This window comes from Ruegeria sp. CDSC042, from assembly GCF_059610745.1.
The window spans coordinates 356779-372013 of the sequence record NZ_JBXWOF010000004.1 but is presented as its reverse complement, the minus strand read 5'-3'; the positions used below and the strand labels follow the sequence as shown (position 1 = coordinate 372013).

The following is a 15235-nucleotide window of genomic DNA, read 5'->3' as shown; positions in this document are numbered from 1 at the left end:
GACACGATAATGGCTGTTGCGCAGAACCTGCATGTCACGCGGCTGGGGCAGGGTGATCGCCCTGTGCTGGCCTTGCATTGTACCATTGCTCATTCCGGGGTCTGGGCAGGCCTAGCCGCGGCGATGAAAGGGCAGGCAAGTTTTATTGCACCGGATATGCTGTCCCATGGGCGCAGCCCGGACTGGGATCGCCAGGGGGATCTGTATGACCGGCTGACCGAAGCCACACTTGAACATTTGACCGAGCCGATGGACGTGGTCGGGCATTCTTTTGGCGCGGCGATTGCATTGCGGCTGGCGGTCGAGCACCCAACATTGGTTCGCAGTGTCGTACTGATCGAACCGGTGTATTTTGCCGTGGCACGGCAGGATGCCCCGGACCTTGTGGCGGAATACGCGCATGTTGCCCAACCCTGTATGGACGCGCTTGCAGCAGGCGACGAACCTTTGGCGGCAAGGCTGTTCAACCGGTTGTGGGCCGGAGATAGGGGACCGCGTTGGTCAGACATGCCCGAAACTGCACGGGCGGGGATGGTGCGTGGAATTCATCTGGTATCCGAGGTCGAAAACGAACTGATAATGGATTCCAAAGGTTTGCTACGGCCCGAGCGGATCGCACACGCCAATATGCCGGTATTGCTGCTGCATGGCGCGCTCACCCACCCAGTGATGGTCGCGATAAACTCTGGATTGAAATCCCGTCTTCCAATGGCCGAAAGCGCCGTGATCGAAGGGGCAGGGCATATGGCTCCGATCTCTCACCCGACAGAGACCGGCGCTCTGATCGAGGCTTTTTGGAACAGACTGCCTGCCACTGCCTGAAGCTTCGGGCGCGTCGTTACAAGAGCGCGATGAACCGATCAATTTGCGCAGGCTCGATGGACCAGTCACAAACCAGCCGACAGGCTAGAATTTCGCTGTCATCTGCCCCGTCCAGCTCTGCCCCCCACAGGTGGTAAACAGCACCTGCGGCATGCAGTTGCTTGTGTTGGGCGCGTGAAAATTGGGCAAAAATCATATTCGCCTGCGGCGCGTGCAGGAAAGAGGCACCTTTGGACCGCAATCCCTCGGTCAGACGGGCGCAGTTGTTATTGGCCTGACGGGCCAGTGTCAGCCACAGATCATCCTGCAGATACGCCGCCATTTGTGCGGACAGATAGCGGTGCTTGGAGAACAGGTGCGCCCCGCGCTTGCGGCGCAATTCGAATTCCCAGGCTTTGCTTTCATCAAAGAAGACAACGGCTTCGACGCCCATCAGCCCGTTTTTGGTCCCGCCAAAACTGACCGCATCCACGCCTGCTTTCCACGTCATCTCGGCGGGTGAGCAGTTCAACGCAACAAGGGCGTTGGAAAAACGCGCACCGTCCAAATGGACAGGCAGCCCATACTCTTTGGCCACAGCGCAGAGCGCCTGCAATTCTGACAGGGTGTAAACAGACCCTCGTTCGGTCACCTGCGTAATGGATACAGGTCCGCGCTGCGGTCCATGCACGCCGCGTGTTTCTTCGGCCAGAATCGAGCCGCGCAGCGCGTCCGGCGCCATCTTGTCCGCGCCCGGAACCAGCGTCAGCTTGGCGCCGCTGAAAAACTCGGGCGCGTTGCACTCATCCTCGTGGATATGGGCCACAGGTGAGCAGAACACCGTCTCCCACGGCTGCGCCAGGGTCGCCAGCGCCAGCGAATTCGCCGCCGTCCCGGTGGCCACCAGATACACGGCGGCGCCAGGTGCCTCGAACACCCCGCGAATGCGATCCCGGACCTCATTCATCAGGGTGTCGGTTCCATAGGCCATCTGATAGCCCTGATTGGCAGCATTCAGCGCTTCCATGACCGCCGGGTGAACCGGCCCCGAATTGTCAGAGGCAAAGTACATTAGCTGGGCTCCTCGATGATATGATCTTCCCACTCCTCCAGCGGAGTTTCGAATTCCGATACCGTGCGCCCCTGAACCGAGACTCCGGCGGCATGAACGCTGTCCGGTGTGCCAGAAATCAAGGGGTGCCAATCGTGTAGGGGTTTGCCCTCCCACAACAGGCGATAGGCACAGGTCTGTGGCAGCCAATAGGCGTGATCGTTGATGTTGCCCGGCGTCATCACGATACATTCCGGCACAAATTGGTGGCGGATATCGTATTGGGTGCAGCGGCAACTTTCGTCATCCAGCAGACGGCAGGCGACGCAGGTCAGGGCAACCTCGCCGGTGTCTTCATCTTCCAGTTTGTTCAGACAACATTTGCCGCAGCCATCGCACAAAGCTTCCCATTCGGCTTGGTTCATGCGGGTTAGCGGTTTTCGTTCCCAGAACCTGGGGGCCAGGCCGGTGCGGTCGATCGGATCCGTTGTCATCGGTCCGCCAGCAGGCCGCGGGCCTTGTCGCAATCGGCATCCATCTGCGCGATCAGGCCGTCCAGACCGTCAAAGGTCATCTCGGGGCGCAGGTATTCTACCAGACCCACCGACAGGGTCGCGCCATAAAGGTCACCCGAGAAGTCGAACAGGAAGGTTTCGATATTGGGGACCTCACCATTAAACATCGGTCGCGTCCCAACCGAGGCTGCGCCCTGATAGCTGCCCAGATGAGGTCCATCCAGAACATCGACCAGAACGGCATAGACGCCGAATCTTGGCGGATGCAGCCCCTCAATGGACATGTTTGCGGTGGGAAATCCCAGTTCACGGCCCCGTTGTTCTCCTCCGATCACCTCGCCTTCGATCCGGTGCCAGTGACCCAGCATGGTAGCGGCATCCTGCGGGCGGCCCTCGGTCAGTGCAGTACGGATCGCAGTGGATGAAACGACATTTTCGGACCGCTCCATCAATGGAGCGATGGTGACACCGAACCCCATCTCTTGCCCAAAGAGCACCAAGTCATCAGCGGTGCCGCTGCGGCCTTTGCCGAAACAGAAATCGGCACCGACGACGACATGCGACAGGCCGAGCCCGTCGCAGATTACGTTGCGGGCGAATTCCCTGGGCGTCAGGCTAGCCAATGCGGCGTTGAACGGCAGCTCATACAGCTTTTCGACCCCCAGTTTTGCTAACCGGTGCGCGCGGGCATTGCCGCGCATCAGGCGAAAGGGCGGGGTGTCCGGGGCGAAGTATTCTCTGGGATGCGGCTCGAATGTAAGTACGCCCAAAGGTGCACTCGGCGCGGCGCTGAGGGCCAGTTCAATCACAGATTGGTGGCCGATATGAACGCCGTCGAAATTCCCGATCGCCACGCTGGCGCCGCGATCTTGGGGTTCGATGAATTGGAGGTCACGAATGATGCGCATAGCGACTGCCTAGCGGGACAGGCGCGCTTGTTCAAGGGTCTGAGACCCCCGGAAACGCTCAGTCGAATTTGCGCGACGGGGCCAGCACCATGGCTTCGCCGACCAGCACCTTCTTGCCATCCACTGCGCAGTGACAATCGAGCTTGACCCGACGCTTGGCAAAATCAATGTCGATCACCTTGACCTCGGCATAGACCATGTCACCCGGGCGAACAGGGGCGAGAAACTTCAGCGACTGCCCCATGTAAACTGTGCCGTGGCCTGGCAACTGCTCGCCGATCACGGCCGAGATCAGACCCGCGGTCAGCATCCCATGCGCGATGCGCCCCTCGAAGATCGTGTCGCGGGCGTAATCGTCGTCCAGATGTACGGGGTTTCTGTCGGTCGACACCTGAGCGAACATTTCGATATCCTCGTCCGTCACCACTTTACGAAGGTGACGGGACATGCCCATCTCGATGTCTTCAATACAGATCGTGCCGCGTGGAAGATTATCCAACATGTTGCCCTCACTCGAATTCATCGGGCAACAAAAAAATCAAAGTCACCCCTGTTGGGAAACTTTATTACTTTGCAACTGCAGAAAATCAAGCCTTTTTTGACTACCTAAGGCGGCCGATCGTATAGGTCGGGTTTATCTTTTCCTTTTGAATATAATCAGTTAGGGATTCATGATGCGGATGTGCCTCGGTTTTTGTCTCGGCCGCGGCTAGCCCGCCCGAGATGAAAAGAGAATCAATGCCTTCCCCCATTCCACCCAGAATGTCGGTGTGCGGACCGTCTCCGATGACAAGAATGTCCCCATCGGGGATGTCGTGGCCAAGTTCCTGCAACCTGCGGCGGGCAAGATCATAGATCGGCGGATGAGGCTTTCCGAAATATAGGCTTTCGCCACCCATTTCCGTATAAAGCCTGGCTAACGCACCAGCGCACCACTCCCGAACCTCGCCGCGGTCCACCACAATATCGGGATTGGCACAAAGCAGCTTCAGCCCCTTTTGTTTGGCGTACAGGAAATCAGCGCGGTTCACGGACGGGTCGGCCATAGGATCGAAGGGGCCGCAACAAGCAATGCCCTCTGCCTCGGCCAGCGGCACGCGCTCGATATGAATCGGATGGTCCAACAGCTTCAGTGGTTCAAAGAATCCCGCGTCCCGCTGCCATTCGCCCATGAAATAGACCTTTTCGCCCACTGCGCCCCGGAACATGGCCGACCGGGCCGAATCTCCGCTGGTTGCAATCGTGTCATAGGCGTCGTCTGGGACATTGAATTGCGCCAGCTGGGTAGCGACGCCAGCACGCGGTTTGGGTGAGTTTGTCACCAGGACAACAATGCCACCCTGCGCGCGATAGGCCTGCAGGGCCGCAACCGCTTCGGGGTAAGCGGTGATGCCATTGTGAACACAGCCCCAAAGATCGACGAACAGGGCCTTATACCGGCTGGAAACCTCGGGCAATGCGTGGATGATCTGCGTCATGATGGGCCCCATTGATCTGGAAAGAGTGTCGTTTGAGCCTAAGACAGTGCGTGTGGTGTTTGGCCAGTAAGGGCAATGCCTAGCAAAAAAAGGCGCCCGATCAAGGCGCCTTTGGTGATTTTGGGATCAGACCTTGAGGTTCGGAATGATCTGTTTCTTACGGCTCATGATCCCGGGCAGAACGACCGCGTCGCCATCAACCGAAGCGCCAAAGCTTTTCTCGGCCACGGCTTTGACCAGATCGTTGGGAACCAGCAGGGTGGCTTCTTCGTTCAGAATATCGACCACGAACAACAATACCTGATCGACACCGTCCTCTTTGGCTACGTCGGCCATCGAGCCCGCAAGGCTGTCTTTGCGGTCCAGCACGACACCCGGTGCTGTGGTTTCCAGAACCGAAACGCGGAATTTGGTGCCGTCGACTTCGTATTCCTTGCTGTCCATCCGGATCAGCTCGGCGTCCGAGAATGAGGACACATCTGATTTGGCCGCGAACATTTCTGCAGCATAGGCCGAGACGTCCAGACCCAGATCCGCGGCCAGTTTTTCGGCCACAGCGCGGTCATGCGCGGTTGTGGTGGGCGAGCGGAATTCCAACGTGTCCGACAGGATGCAAGTCAGCGCCGCGCCTTTGATGGCATCGGGCATTTTGGCGGCATCGTCGCCGATCATGTCAACCATGATAGTGGCGGTGCAGGCCAGCGGCCGCACGGTGATGTCGATCGGGCCTTTGGTTTCCAGACCGCCGACCAGTTTATGGTGGTCGATAATGGCGCGGATATCGGCGCCGTTGATACTGGCGGGCAGCTCGGCGGGGTTGTTCGTGTCGACAATAACAACCGGTGCGTCAGCCTCTACGTCTGTGATGATGCGCGGCTTGGGCAGGTCCCAGTGCTGCAGCATAAAGGCTGCTTCAGTGTTGGGTTCGCCCAGCAGGACAGGCTCGGCCTGTTCGCCTTTGATTTCGTTCATGTACCACGACCACAGGATCGGCGAACCGGTGGAATCAGTGTCGGGGGATTTATGTCCAAATACGAGGGTTGTCATTTCAGCGTCCTGAGGAGAGTAGATTTGGGCGCCTTATAGGGTGGTCTGGCACACTTGTCACCCGCCCCTGCGTAAACTGCGACGAAGGGTAAGGCCGGGCCTAGAAAGCGGCACGTTTCAGCGTGTATCCAGCCTGTTCCAACTGGTTCAACAGACCATGGTCATCGCCCAAATGTCCGGCGCCCACAGCAATGACCACCGTTTGGTCCTGAATGGCCAATATGTGCTGCATCCAGTTGTTGTTGCGCCCGACTAGAAGTTGCTGTTCGAAACTAGACCACTCTTCGTCGAAGACCTCTTGTGACAGACCGGATGTTTCAAGCCCTTGTAGTCTGGCAAATTGGATGATCTCTGCGTGCTTTTCTTCCAGATAGGCATTGACCATAGTCGCCAGCTGATCCTCGCTGCTTTCAAAGGCACTGGCCATGCGGATCAGTGATTGCACCTGCTTTTCGATCGGGTGCTGGTCAAACATCGCCATCAGATCGTCAATCTGCTCTAAAGAGTACTGGGGGATGTCATGGGCTTCGGCCATGTCGGTCAGGCGCGCGTCCATTCCATAGCTGGCTTCCGGATTCTCGGTCATGCATGGGGGGACACCCAGCATCATGCTCAGAAACCAGGGGCGCATTTTTGCAGCCATCCAACTGGGGATGCCACGCTCTGCCAGGCCGCTGGACAGGGCGGCCCAGTCCTCTTCCGGCATCAGCTCAATCAGGGTGGGACCTGAGGTTATCAGAACAGGGCTGAGGTCTTTGGCCAATTCCTGTTCAAATGCAGTCATTTCGTCCTGGGTCACTTCGAAATAGAACGCATCCGCCTGGCTGAGTGTCGGTTCCAGCCTTTCTGTGACGGCGTCCATACGCGGGTCGTTTGTGTGCAGCGTTCCTATCAGATGCAGAACTGTATCGCCTTTTGTCGCGATCCAGTGATTTCCTTCCGGGTACGGGAAGTCGGCCAAAGCCTGCTGCAAATCAGCTTGCGCCTCTGGACTTAGGTCAGACCTCAGGTCGCGCCCCTCGCAGGCCGCTTGGGCCGAGAAAGGTACCAGCAGACAAGCCAAAAAGATCAAAAAACGCATCGTACCATCCTGGTTGGATCAATCCCTATATGGGGTGCGACCTTGCCGGGGCCAAGGCCGGTGTTCAACCTGCCTGGATGGACACTGACCTGATCTGTGTCTGGCATTCCACAGTAATTCGAATAGCATGAGCCACATGGACCGCGAGCAGGATCTCTACCCCCCAATCAAGGCGCTGTTAGAGCGTCAGGGCTATACCGTCAAAGGCGAGGTCGGTGCGGTCGATGTCATGGCTGTTCGTGAGGGTGAAGAGCCTGTGATTGTAGAGTTGAAGTTGCGTTTCTCATTGGCGCTGTTTCACCAGGCAATCACCCGACTGAAGGTTACTGAAAATGTCTATATCTGTGTTCTCAAGCCCCGCGGACGCACGGCCAGGCGGGCGTTGAAGGACAACACGGCGCTATGTCGAAGGTTGGGCCTTGGCCTGATAACTGTTCGGGCGGATGGCGTTGTCGAGGTGCATTGTGATCCTGGGCCCTACGCCCCGCGAAAAGACAAGGCCAAAACAGCGCGGCTGCTGCGCGAGTTTGACAGGCTTGAAGGTGATCCGAACGCAGGCGGCGCCACACGCCACGGCCTCGTCACCGCCTATCGTCAGGATGCTTTGCGCTGTGCGGCGCATCTTGCAGAATGTGGTGCCACAAAAGGGGCAGATGTTGCTAAGGCAACCGGTGTTTCGATTGCGACCAGGCTGATGCGCGAAAACCATTATGGCTGGTTCGACAAAATTGAAAAAGGCGTCTACGCCTTGTCGGAATCCGGACAAGAGGGTCTGAAGCACTGGGCCTATAGCTGGGATCAGCCTGACTGAGTCCCAAGGATAAAAAATTCTTCACGCTTGTTGACTCAGGGATTTCGACCCCCTAGCTATACGCCGTTATCACTCGCAAGGGTCGAGTGCTAACGCCTCACCACAAGGTGAGGGGAGGATAAATAAACTTTGAGCCCAAGGAGCTGCAAAGATGGCATTGAAACCGCTTCATGACCGCGTGTTGGTTCGCCGTACCGAAAGCGATGAGAAAACCGCTGGTGGTCTGATCATTCCAGACAGCGCAAAAGAAAAGCCCAGCGAAGGCGAAGTTGTTGCGACCGGCGAAGGCGCACGCAAGGACAGCGGCGAGCTGATCGCAATGGCTGTAAAAGCTGGCGACAAGATCCTGTTCGGCAAATGGTCGGGCACCGAGGTTCAGGTCAACGGCGAAGAGCTGCTGATGATGAAAGAAAGCGACATCATGGGGATCATCGAGTAAGCCCACGCGCTTCCTCTGATCTTCATCCCAATACATTTTCTCAAGGAGAAACGACATGGCTGCTAAGGACGTCAAGTTCGACACCGATGCCCGTAACCGCATGCTGGCAGGTGTGAACATCCTGGCCGACGCTGTTAAAGTGACCCTGGGCCCCAAAGGCCGCAACGTGGTTCTGGACAAATCTTTCGGCGCACCGCGCATCACCAAAGACGGTGTTTCGGTTGCCAAGGAAATCGAACTGGAAGACAAGTTCGAAAACATGGGCGCGCAGATGGTGAAAGAAGTCGCCAGCCGCACCAATGACGAAGCCGGCGACGGCACCACCACCGCAACCGTTCTGGCTCAATCCATCGTCAAAGAAGGTCTGAAGCAGGTTGCAGCGGGCCTGAACCCGATGGACCTGAAGCGCGGCATCGACCTTGCAACTGCCAAGGTTGTTGAAGGCATCAAGAACGCCTCGCGTGAAGTCAAAGACTCGGCTGAAGTTGCTCAGGTTGGCACCATTTCTTCCAACGGTGAAACCGAGATCGGCCAGCAAATCGCAGACGCGATGCAGAAGGTCGGCAACGAAGGTGTTATCACCGTCGAAGAAAACAAAGGCCTGGAAACCCAGACCGATGTTGTCGAAGGCATGCAGTTCGACCGCGGCTACCTGTCGCCTTATTTTGTCACCAACGCTGACAAGATGGTTGCAGACCTCGAAGACTGCATGATCCTGTTGCACGAAAAGAAACTGTCCTCGCTTCAGCCGATGGTTCCGCTGCTCGAGCAGGTGATCCAGTCGCAAAAGCCGCTGCTGATCATTGCAGAAGACGTTGAAGGCGAAGCGCTGGCAACTCTGGTTGTTAACAAACTGCGCGGCGGCCTGAAAATTGCTGCTGTCAAAGCACCGGGCTTCGGCGATCGCCGTAAGGCCATGCTGCAGGACATCGCAATCCTGACCGGCGGTCAGGTCATCAGCGAAGATCTGGGTATGAAGCTTGAGTCCGTGACCATGGACATGCTGGGCACTGCCAAGAAAATCGAAATCACCAAAGACGAAACCACCATCGTCGACGGTGCTGGCGAAAAAGCCGAGATCGAAGCACGTGTTGCTCAGATCCGCACCCAGATCGAAGAAACCTCGTCGGACTACGACCGTGAGAAGCTGCAAGAACGTGTTGCCAAACTGGCAGGCGGTGTTGCTGTTATCCGCGTCGGCGGCATGACCGAAGTTGAAGTGAAAGAGCGTAAGGACCGTGTGGACGATGCTCTGAACGCGACCCGCGCTGCTGTTCAAGAAGGCGTTGTTGTGGGCGGTGGTGTTGCTCTGGTTCAGGCCGGTAAAGCACTGGACACTCTGCAAGGCGCAAACGCTGATCAGGACGCAGGCATCAACATCGTTCGTAAGGCAATCGAAGCGCCTCTGCGCCAGATCGCTGAAAACGCAGGTGTCGACGGTGCGGTTGTTGCTGGCAAAGTTCGCGAAAGTGACGATGTGGCATTTGGCTTCAACGCGCAGACTGAAGAATATGGTGACATGTTCGCATTCGGCGTGATTGACCCGGCCAAAGTTGTCCGTACCGCATTGGAAGATGCAGCGTCGGTTGCCGGCTTGCTGATCACTACCGAAGCAATGGTTGCTGACAAGCCGCAGAAAGATGCACCTGCTGGCGGCGGCATGCCCGACATGGGCGGCATGGGCGGCATGATGTAAAACGTCGAATTCGCTTTGGCGAATTCTGACGGCCCCACAGGCGCTTGGCAGCATAGCCAAACCGCCCAGAGGGGAGCTGCAGAGCTAAGGAACGGGGTCGCCTTCGGGCGGCCCCGTTTCGTTTTGACACGCCCCTTATGACTGAAACTGTGGCCAAAACTATTCCGAGGTTGACGGTCTAACCGGTCCCCTTAGGAAAGTGAGTACCCAAACCGGTGTGAAACCGATATCGGGTTGATATGCGACTGTTCCTTCTGACCGCCCTCACCATGTGCGCCTTTGCAGCGAACTCCATTCTGAACCGGATGGCCGTTGAAGGCGGCGATAGCGACCCGGCGGGGTTTGCGGTTATGCGCGTTCTGGCAGGGGCGCTGATGCTGACGGTGCTGGTTCTGATACGTGGCGGCAGCCTGCCGTTGCGCAGCTCTCGCCGGTTCATTGGCGCTGGCGCCTTGTCGCTTTACATGATCGGGTTCTCGATCGCCTATCTTACACTGGATGCCGGGCTGGGCGCCTTGATCCTTTTCGGGGTGGTGCAAATCACGATGTTCGTGGCCACTGCCGTGACTGGAAATTCACCGACACGACAGCAACTTCTGGGGGCGGCGATTGCATTGGGTGGCCTCGCCTATGTGCTTTGGCCGTCGGGAACGGTTCAGGTGGACCCGGTCGGAGCCGCCCTGATGTGCGCTGCCGGGATTGGCTGGGCAGCATATTCTCTGGCGGGACGGTCCGAGCCAAATGCGCTTGCCGGTACGGCGGCGAATTTCGTCATTGCCCTTCCGGTGACGGCCGGAGCTTTGCTGCTGCTCGGCGGAGGTTGGCAGATGACGGGCACCGGTTTGTTGCTGTCGGCAATATCCGGGGCGGTCACTTCGGGGCTGGGATATGCGTTGTGGTACCGTGTTTTGCCCCAACTGGCACCGACCGTTGCAGCTGTAGTGCAGTTGAGCGTGCCCGTGATTGCTATTCTGGGCGGTGTCCTCTTGCTGAGCGAAACAGCAGAGGCCCGGCTTTTGATTGGCGCAGCGTTGGTGTTGGGCGGCATCGCGCTGGCGGTGCTGCGACGTCAGCGGGGGTAGGGCTTTCATCAGCGGCGCTAAGGCATTATCTGGCGCTTATGAAAATTCTGATCGCCCTGCTTATCTTTCTGCTCCCTGCCGCGGCCAGCGCGAAATGCGTGGTCTTGTTGCATGGTCTTGCGCGGACCGAGGCCTCTTTCACCGTGATGGAGCAGCTGTTCAAGTCACATGACTATTCGGTTGTGCGCCCGGGCTATCCCTCGACCGAGATCGGTATTCCCGAACTGGCCGAACAAACCATTCCTGATGCCTTTGCGTCTTGTGGCGATGACACTGTCAATGTGGTGGCACATTCGATGGGCGGCATTTTGTTGCGCTATTGGCTCAAGGATCATAGCCCGGAAAACCTGGGTCGTGTCGTCATGCTGGGGCCGCCCAATCAGGGCAGCCAACTGGTCGATGAACTTAGCGCGTGGGAGGTGTTCGGCTATCTCAACGGACCTGCGGGCCTTCAACTGGGCACAGGCGCCGAAGGGATCCCGGGTCGTCTACCGCCGGTGGATTTTGAACTGGGTGTTATCGCAGGCGAGAACTCATTAAACCCGGTGTTTTCTTCACTGATTGATGGGCCTGATGACGGTAAGGTTTCGGTTGAAAGCACCAAGGTCGAAGGAATGACTGATCACCTGGTTCTGCCGGTGACGCATACGTTCATGATGAACAATCCGCGGGTCATAGCTCAGGCCCTGCACTTCATTGAATTCGGCCAGTTCGACCCGCAGATCACCTGGCTTGACGGGGTGATGGAAGCTATTGACGAGATCTGCATCGGACAGGATTGCTCGGAACCTGACTCGGAGTCCACGCAATGACCGCATTAAGCCTGACCCTGACCGGTGCAGAGGTTCTTCTGCCCGGCGAGGGGCTGACGGATGCCGATCTGTCTATTGCCGATGGCGTGGTTCAGACAGGCCCTGCCGGGCGGCAGATCAACCTGTCAGGATATCTGGTTCTGCCCGGTATTATCGACCTGCATGGTGATGGGTTTGAACGGCACATCGCGCCCCGTCGCGGTGCCATGAAGCAGATGAACGAAGGGATCCTCTCGGTCGAGGCTGAACTGGCGGCCAATGGCATCACCACAGCCGTTCTGGCCCAGTTTTACAGTTGGGAAGGTGGGGTGCGCGGGCCTGAGTTCGCAGGGCAGGTGTTTGATGCCATTGCGGCAGTCAAGGACCACACCGTCACCGATCTGATGCCCCAGCTTCGGTTCGAAACGCATATGCTGGACGATTACGCCGGACTGGCAGAAAAGATTGCGGCTTGGCAGGTGCCCTATGTCGTGTTCAACGACCACCTGCCGCATGACCGTCTGGCTGAGGGGCGTAAGCCCCCGCGTCTGACCGGTCAGGCGCTCAAGGCCGGTCGCAATCCCGAGGTGCATTTCGAAATGCTGCTGTCGATGCATGCTCGCCGCGATGAGGTGTCTACCGCACTGGATATACTCTGTGCTGATTTGACAAAGCAGGGCGTCCGCATGGGCAGCCACGATGACGCAAAAGCCCAAACACGCTCCGATTGGCGCGCGCGGGGCGCGCGGATTTCAGAGTTCCCCGAAACGCTGGAAGCCGCCGAGGCCGCCCGCACCGCCGGGGATCACATCATCCTGGGGTCGCCCAATGTGGTGCGCGGCGGGTCGCATAAAGGGAATGTTAGCGCGCTGGACCTGATTGCGATGGGGCTGTGCGATGCACTGGCCTCGGATTATCACTATCCCAGCCCGCGCCGGGCAGCCTTGATGCTGGCCAAATCCGGCCTTCTGGACATGGCGGGCGCATGGGCGCTGGTGTCGTCAGGGCCAGCCCGCGTACTTGGGTTGCAAGATCGCGGCACGCTCACCCCCGGGCAGCGTGCCGATCTGGTCATTCTGGAGGCAGATACAAACCGTGTCGCGGCAACGCTGGCTGCCGGGCGCGTCAGCTATATGGCCGGGGATATCGCCGCGCGGTTTGTCGGCTGATTTACCGCGTGATGCGGTTAAAATGACCCATCTTGCGGCCTGCCTTCACCTCGGCCTTGCCATAAAGATGCAGCGCAACATCACGTTCGGTCGCGAGTTCAGGTACGCGGTCCATATCGTCGCCGATCAGGTTCTCCATCACCACGTCTGAATGACGCTGCCCGTCGCCCAGAGGCCAGCCTGCCACGGCACGGATATGTTGCTCGAATTGATCCACCGCGCAGCCATTCTGTGTCCAATGGCCCGAGTTATGCACGCGCGGTGCGATCTCGTTCACGATCAGACCCTGCGGGGTCACGAACAACTCGACCCCCATGACGCCGACATAGTCCAAGGCGTTCAGGATATTTGCCGCCAGCAGGATCGCATCTGTGCGCTTTGCTGCGGGCAGGCGGGCAGGGACGGAGGTGGTATGCAAAATGCCATCGCGATGCACGTTCTCACCGGGGTCGAAACAGGCGACCTGACCATCCAATCCGCGCGCGGCGATGATTGATACCTCATGGCTGAAATCGACAAACCCTTCAAGGATCGCAGGCGCGCCCGCCATATCAGCCAGAGCAGTTTCAGCGTCATCGGTGCTGCGTAGCCGGGCCTGTCCCTTGCCGTCATAGCCAAATCGGCGGGTCTTCAGGATGGCAGGGGTGCCGATCTGGTCAATCGCAGCCTTCAGGCTGTCCAGATCCGTGATATCGGCGAAGGGTGCGGTATTCAGGCCCAGCCCTTGCAAGAAAGCCTTTTCGTTCAGTCGATCCTGACTGACCCGCAGCGCCTCGCGCCCCGGGCGGATGGGGCGGTGGACTTCCAGAATGTCCAGTGCTTCGGTGGGGATGTTCTCGAACTCATAGGTGATGACATCGACTGCTTCGGCAAAGGCCTTGAGGGCCTCGGCATCATCATAAGAGGCGGTGGTCACACGATCCGCCACATGACCCGCAGGCGGGGTCGCACCGGGCTCATAAATATGCGACACAAAACCCAGCCGGGCTGCAGCAACGGACAGCATACGGCCCAGTTGACCGCCGCCCAAAATCCCGATTGTCGCGCCGGGGGCAAGCATTTCCACCATTCTCAACTCTCCAAACGTTTGCCAATAGCGCCAAGTGCTGCGTGCAATACCTTGTGCGCGCCCTGATCTTGCAGGGTCTGTGTCATTTGCAGGCTCAGCGTGCCGTCAGTGGCCAGCGCATCGCGTTCGGCCTCTAGGCGGCCTGCGGCCTTCTTATCCATCGCGTGCAGAAAGCCCGATACCAACTGGGTGGTGTAGAATTCGGCCCCGGCTGCGTCTCCGGTTGTGTCTCCCAGCCAAGTTGCTCCGGTCGCCATCAGGTCCAGAAGGCCAGGGACCATGGCGCAAATGGCGAAATGTGCGTTCAGTGCCGCCTCATCTGCGACCTTGATCACCGGGTTTTCCGGTGCGAACAAATCGACCAGCAGTTGATCGTTGCCGAAAGCGACAAGCGGGCAACCACCGGCTTCCAAAAATCCCAGCGGAATGGTTTGCACGATTGCCGGCGCCGGAGAGCAGAGCTCGGTTAGTTCATCTTTCGAGACTGCTGCCATGACCGAGACGATCTGATGGTCGGATCGAAACGTTAAGGCGGCCAGAACGTCCGCAGCGATATGTGGGCGCAGGCACAGGAACACGATCTCGGATGCATCAATCACGGCCTGTGGCGTCGTGACAGACACACCCAGTTCAGCCTTTAGCGCGGTTGAAACCTGGTCATTGCGTTCTGTCACGGAGATCTCGTGCCCTTTACGGGCCAAAAAACGCACCATCGGGGCCGCAATATGGCCCGTGCCGATGAATCCGATCCGGCTCATCCCTCGGGTTCTTCGGGGATTGAGGCCGATAGCGCGTCGCGCCAGGCATCCAGCCGGTCGGCCAGAGCGTTATCCTGCAGCGCCAGAATGCCAGCGGCCATCAATCCCGCATTGGCACCGCCTGCCGACCCGATCGCCATAGTCGCAACCGGAAACCCTTTGGGCATCTGAACAATGGAATAGAGCGAATCGACGCCAGACAGTGCCCGCGTCTGCACCGGAACGCCGATCACAGGAACGCGTGTTTTCGAGGCCATCATACCCGGTAAATGCGCGGCCCCGCCGGCCCCTGCAATGATCACCTGCAATCCGCGCGAGACAGCAGTCTTGCCATAGTCCCACAAGCGATCTGGGGTGCGGTGCGCTGAAACGATGCGTTTTTCATAGGCCACGCCCAGCTCATCCAGAATATCTGCGGCTTCTTTCATCGTGGACCAGTCTGACTGGCTTCCCATGATGATCCCCACTTTAACGTCGCTCATCCGCTTGCGTCCCTGCCTTCCGAAAGAGCGCGAACTATAGCCAAATCCGCCTTTGTG

The 15235-nt window shown here is 58.3% G+C and carries 17 protein-coding genes; 7 read left to right on the top strand and 10 right to left on the bottom strand.

Annotated elements, in window-relative coordinates; all coding sequences use genetic code 11:
• Positions 1–9 precede the first annotated feature (9 nt).
• Positions 10–822, top strand: a complete 813-nt coding sequence (locus tag AC2FHX_RS11660; RefSeq protein ID WP_496701484.1) for an alpha/beta fold hydrolase — start codon at positions 10–12, stop codon at positions 820–822.
• A 16-nt stretch (positions 823–838) separates the two neighbouring features.
• Here the strand turns inward: AC2FHX_RS11660 and AC2FHX_RS11655 are convergent, their stop codons facing one another.
• The 7 genes from AC2FHX_RS11655 to AC2FHX_RS11625 all read right to left on the bottom strand — a co-directional run bounded on the left by AC2FHX_RS11655 (position 839) and on the right by AC2FHX_RS11625 (position 6881).
• The gene (locus AC2FHX_RS11655) at positions 839–1873 is read right to left on the bottom strand and encodes a threonine aldolase family protein (protein WP_496701486.1); all 1035 of its coding nucleotides are present in this window, start codon (positions 1871–1873) and stop codon (positions 839–841) included.
• Positions 1873–2346 (bottom strand): YcgN family cysteine cluster protein, encoded by a 474-nt coding sequence (locus tag AC2FHX_RS11650; protein ID WP_142636512.1) that lies wholly within the window; start codon positions 2344–2346, stop codon positions 1873–1875. Before AC2FHX_RS11650 ends, AC2FHX_RS11655 begins: the two co-directional genes overlap by 1 nt.
• Positions 2343–3275 (bottom strand): bifunctional riboflavin kinase/FAD synthetase, encoded by a 933-nt coding sequence (locus AC2FHX_RS11645; protein ID WP_496701488.1) that lies wholly within the window; start codon positions 3273–3275, stop codon positions 2343–2345. The genes AC2FHX_RS11650 and AC2FHX_RS11645 overlap by 4 nt, the downstream gene beginning before the upstream one ends.
• A 58-nt stretch (positions 3276–3333) precedes the next feature.
• Complete coding sequence (locus AC2FHX_RS11640; RefSeq protein WP_074736482.1) at positions 3334–3777, bottom strand: MaoC family dehydratase; 444 nt, start codon at positions 3775–3777, stop codon at positions 3334–3336.
• Between the two features lie 100 nt (positions 3778–3877).
• Positions 3878–4753 (bottom strand): HAD family hydrolase, encoded by an 876-nt coding sequence (locus tag AC2FHX_RS11635; protein ID WP_142636518.1) that lies wholly within the window; start codon positions 4751–4753, stop codon positions 3878–3880.
• Between the two features lie 126 nt (positions 4754–4879).
• Positions 4880–5800, bottom strand: coding sequence for a manganese-dependent inorganic pyrophosphatase (locus AC2FHX_RS11630; protein WP_271949176.1), 921 nt, complete (start codon positions 5798–5800; stop codon positions 4880–4882).
• Between the two features lie 100 nt (positions 5801–5900).
• Positions 5901–6881, bottom strand: a complete 981-nt coding sequence (locus AC2FHX_RS11625; protein WP_271949178.1) for a TraB/GumN family protein — start codon at positions 6879–6881, stop codon at positions 5901–5903.
• A gap of 136 nt (positions 6882–7017) precedes the next feature.
• Here AC2FHX_RS11625 and AC2FHX_RS11620 point away from each other — a divergent pair, with 136 nt between their 5' ends.
• From AC2FHX_RS11620 to AC2FHX_RS11595, 6 genes are all read left to right on the top strand, one after another.
• Positions 7018–7692 (top strand): DUF2161 domain-containing phosphodiesterase, encoded by a 675-nt coding sequence (locus AC2FHX_RS11620; protein ID WP_282021525.1) that lies wholly within the window; start codon positions 7018–7020, stop codon positions 7690–7692.
• A 151-nt stretch (positions 7693–7843) separates the two neighbouring features.
• Positions 7844–8131 carry a co-chaperone GroES gene (locus AC2FHX_RS11615; protein WP_120632017.1) on the top strand — a complete coding sequence of 96 codons (288 nt, stop codon included), beginning with the start codon at positions 7844–7846 and terminating at the stop codon, positions 8129–8131.
• A 55-nt stretch (positions 8132–8186) separates the two neighbouring features.
• Positions 8187–9827 (top strand): chaperonin GroEL, encoded by a 1641-nt coding sequence (gene groL, locus AC2FHX_RS11610; RefSeq protein ID WP_496691017.1) that lies wholly within the window; start codon positions 8187–8189, stop codon positions 9825–9827.
• Between the two features lie 239 nt (positions 9828–10066).
• Entirely contained in the window at positions 10067–10909 is an 843-nt protein-coding gene (locus AC2FHX_RS11605; RefSeq protein ID WP_496701491.1) for a DMT family transporter, read from the top strand.
• A gap of 38 nt (positions 10910–10947) precedes the next feature.
• Positions 10948–11721 carry an alpha/beta fold hydrolase gene (locus AC2FHX_RS11600; RefSeq protein ID WP_496691015.1) on the top strand — a complete coding sequence of 258 codons (774 nt, stop codon included), beginning with the start codon at positions 10948–10950 and terminating at the stop codon, positions 11719–11721.
• Complete coding sequence (locus tag AC2FHX_RS11595) at positions 11718–12869, top strand: alpha-D-ribose 1-methylphosphonate 5-triphosphate diphosphatase (protein ID WP_496701493.1); 1152 nt, start codon at positions 11718–11720, stop codon at positions 12867–12869. The genes AC2FHX_RS11600 and AC2FHX_RS11595 overlap by 4 nt, the downstream gene beginning before the upstream one ends.
• Before the next feature lies 1 nt (position 12870).
• On the opposite strand, the gene AC2FHX_RS11590 is transcribed toward AC2FHX_RS11595, so the two are convergent.
• From AC2FHX_RS11590 to purE, 3 genes are read right to left on the bottom strand one after another with little or no spacing between them, the layout of a single operon-like run.
• Positions 12871–13938: a 5-(carboxyamino)imidazole ribonucleotide synthase gene (locus AC2FHX_RS11590; RefSeq protein ID WP_496701495.1), complete on the bottom strand. Its 1068-nt coding sequence runs from the start codon at positions 13936–13938 to the stop codon at positions 12871–12873.
• Positions 13939–13940: 2 nt separating this feature from the next.
• Positions 13941–14696, bottom strand: coding sequence for an NAD(P)-binding domain-containing protein (locus AC2FHX_RS11585; RefSeq protein WP_496701497.1), 756 nt, complete (start codon positions 14694–14696; stop codon positions 13941–13943).
• Complete coding sequence (purE, locus tag AC2FHX_RS11580) at positions 14693–15178, bottom strand: 5-(carboxyamino)imidazole ribonucleotide mutase (RefSeq protein ID WP_271949196.1); 486 nt, start codon at positions 15176–15178, stop codon at positions 14693–14695. The genes AC2FHX_RS11585 and purE overlap by 4 nt, the downstream gene beginning before the upstream one ends.
• Between the last annotated feature and the right edge of the window lie 57 nt (positions 15179–15235).

Coding starts and splice junctions, on each gene's coding strand:
- AC2FHX_RS11660 (WP_496701484.1), top strand. CDS start 10: ATGGCTGTTGCGCAGAACCTGCATGTCACGCGGCTGGGGCAGGGTGAT.
- AC2FHX_RS11645 (WP_496701488.1), bottom strand. CDS start 3,275: ATGCGCATCATTCGTGACCTCCAATTCATCGAACCCCAAGATCGCGGC.
- AC2FHX_RS11600 (WP_496691015.1), top strand. CDS start 10,948: ATGAAAATTCTGATCGCCCTGCTTATCTTTCTGCTCCCTGCCGCGGCC.
- AC2FHX_RS11625 (WP_271949178.1), bottom strand. CDS start 6,881: ATGCGTTTTTTGATCTTTTTGGCTTGTCTGCTGGTACCTTTCTCGGCC.
- purE (WP_271949196.1), bottom strand. CDS start 15,178: ATGAGCGACGTTAAAGTGGGGATCATCATGGGAAGCCAGTCAGACTGG.
- AC2FHX_RS11585 (WP_496701497.1), bottom strand. CDS start 14,696: ATGAGCCGGATCGGATTCATCGGCACGGGCCATATTGCGGCCCCGATG.
- AC2FHX_RS11655 (WP_496701486.1), bottom strand. CDS start 1,873: ATGTACTTTGCCTCTGACAATTCGGGGCCGGTTCACCCGGCGGTCATG.
- AC2FHX_RS11650 (WP_142636512.1), bottom strand. CDS start 2,346: ATGACAACGGATCCGATCGACCGCACCGGCCTGGCCCCCAGGTTCTGG.
- AC2FHX_RS11595 (WP_496701493.1), top strand. CDS start 11,718: ATGACCGCATTAAGCCTGACCCTGACCGGTGCAGAGGTTCTTCTGCCC.
- AC2FHX_RS11620 (WP_282021525.1), top strand. CDS start 7,018: ATGGACCGCGAGCAGGATCTCTACCCCCCAATCAAGGCGCTGTTAGAG.
- AC2FHX_RS11615 (WP_120632017.1), top strand. CDS start 7,844: ATGGCATTGAAACCGCTTCATGACCGCGTGTTGGTTCGCCGTACCGAA.
- AC2FHX_RS11630 (WP_271949176.1), bottom strand. CDS start 5,800: ATGACAACCCTCGTATTTGGACATAAATCCCCCGACACTGATTCCACC.
- AC2FHX_RS11640 (WP_074736482.1), bottom strand. CDS start 3,777: ATGTTGGATAATCTTCCACGCGGCACGATCTGTATTGAAGACATCGAG.
- AC2FHX_RS11635 (WP_142636518.1), bottom strand. CDS start 4,753: ATGACGCAGATCATCCACGCATTGCCCGAGGTTTCCAGCCGGTATAAG.
- AC2FHX_RS11605 (WP_496701491.1), top strand. CDS start 10,067: ATGCGACTGTTCCTTCTGACCGCCCTCACCATGTGCGCCTTTGCAGCG.
- AC2FHX_RS11590 (WP_496701495.1), bottom strand. CDS start 13,938: ATGGTGGAAATGCTTGCCCCCGGCGCGACAATCGGGATTTTGGGCGGC.
- groL (WP_496691017.1), top strand. CDS start 8,187: ATGGCTGCTAAGGACGTCAAGTTCGACACCGATGCCCGTAACCGCATG.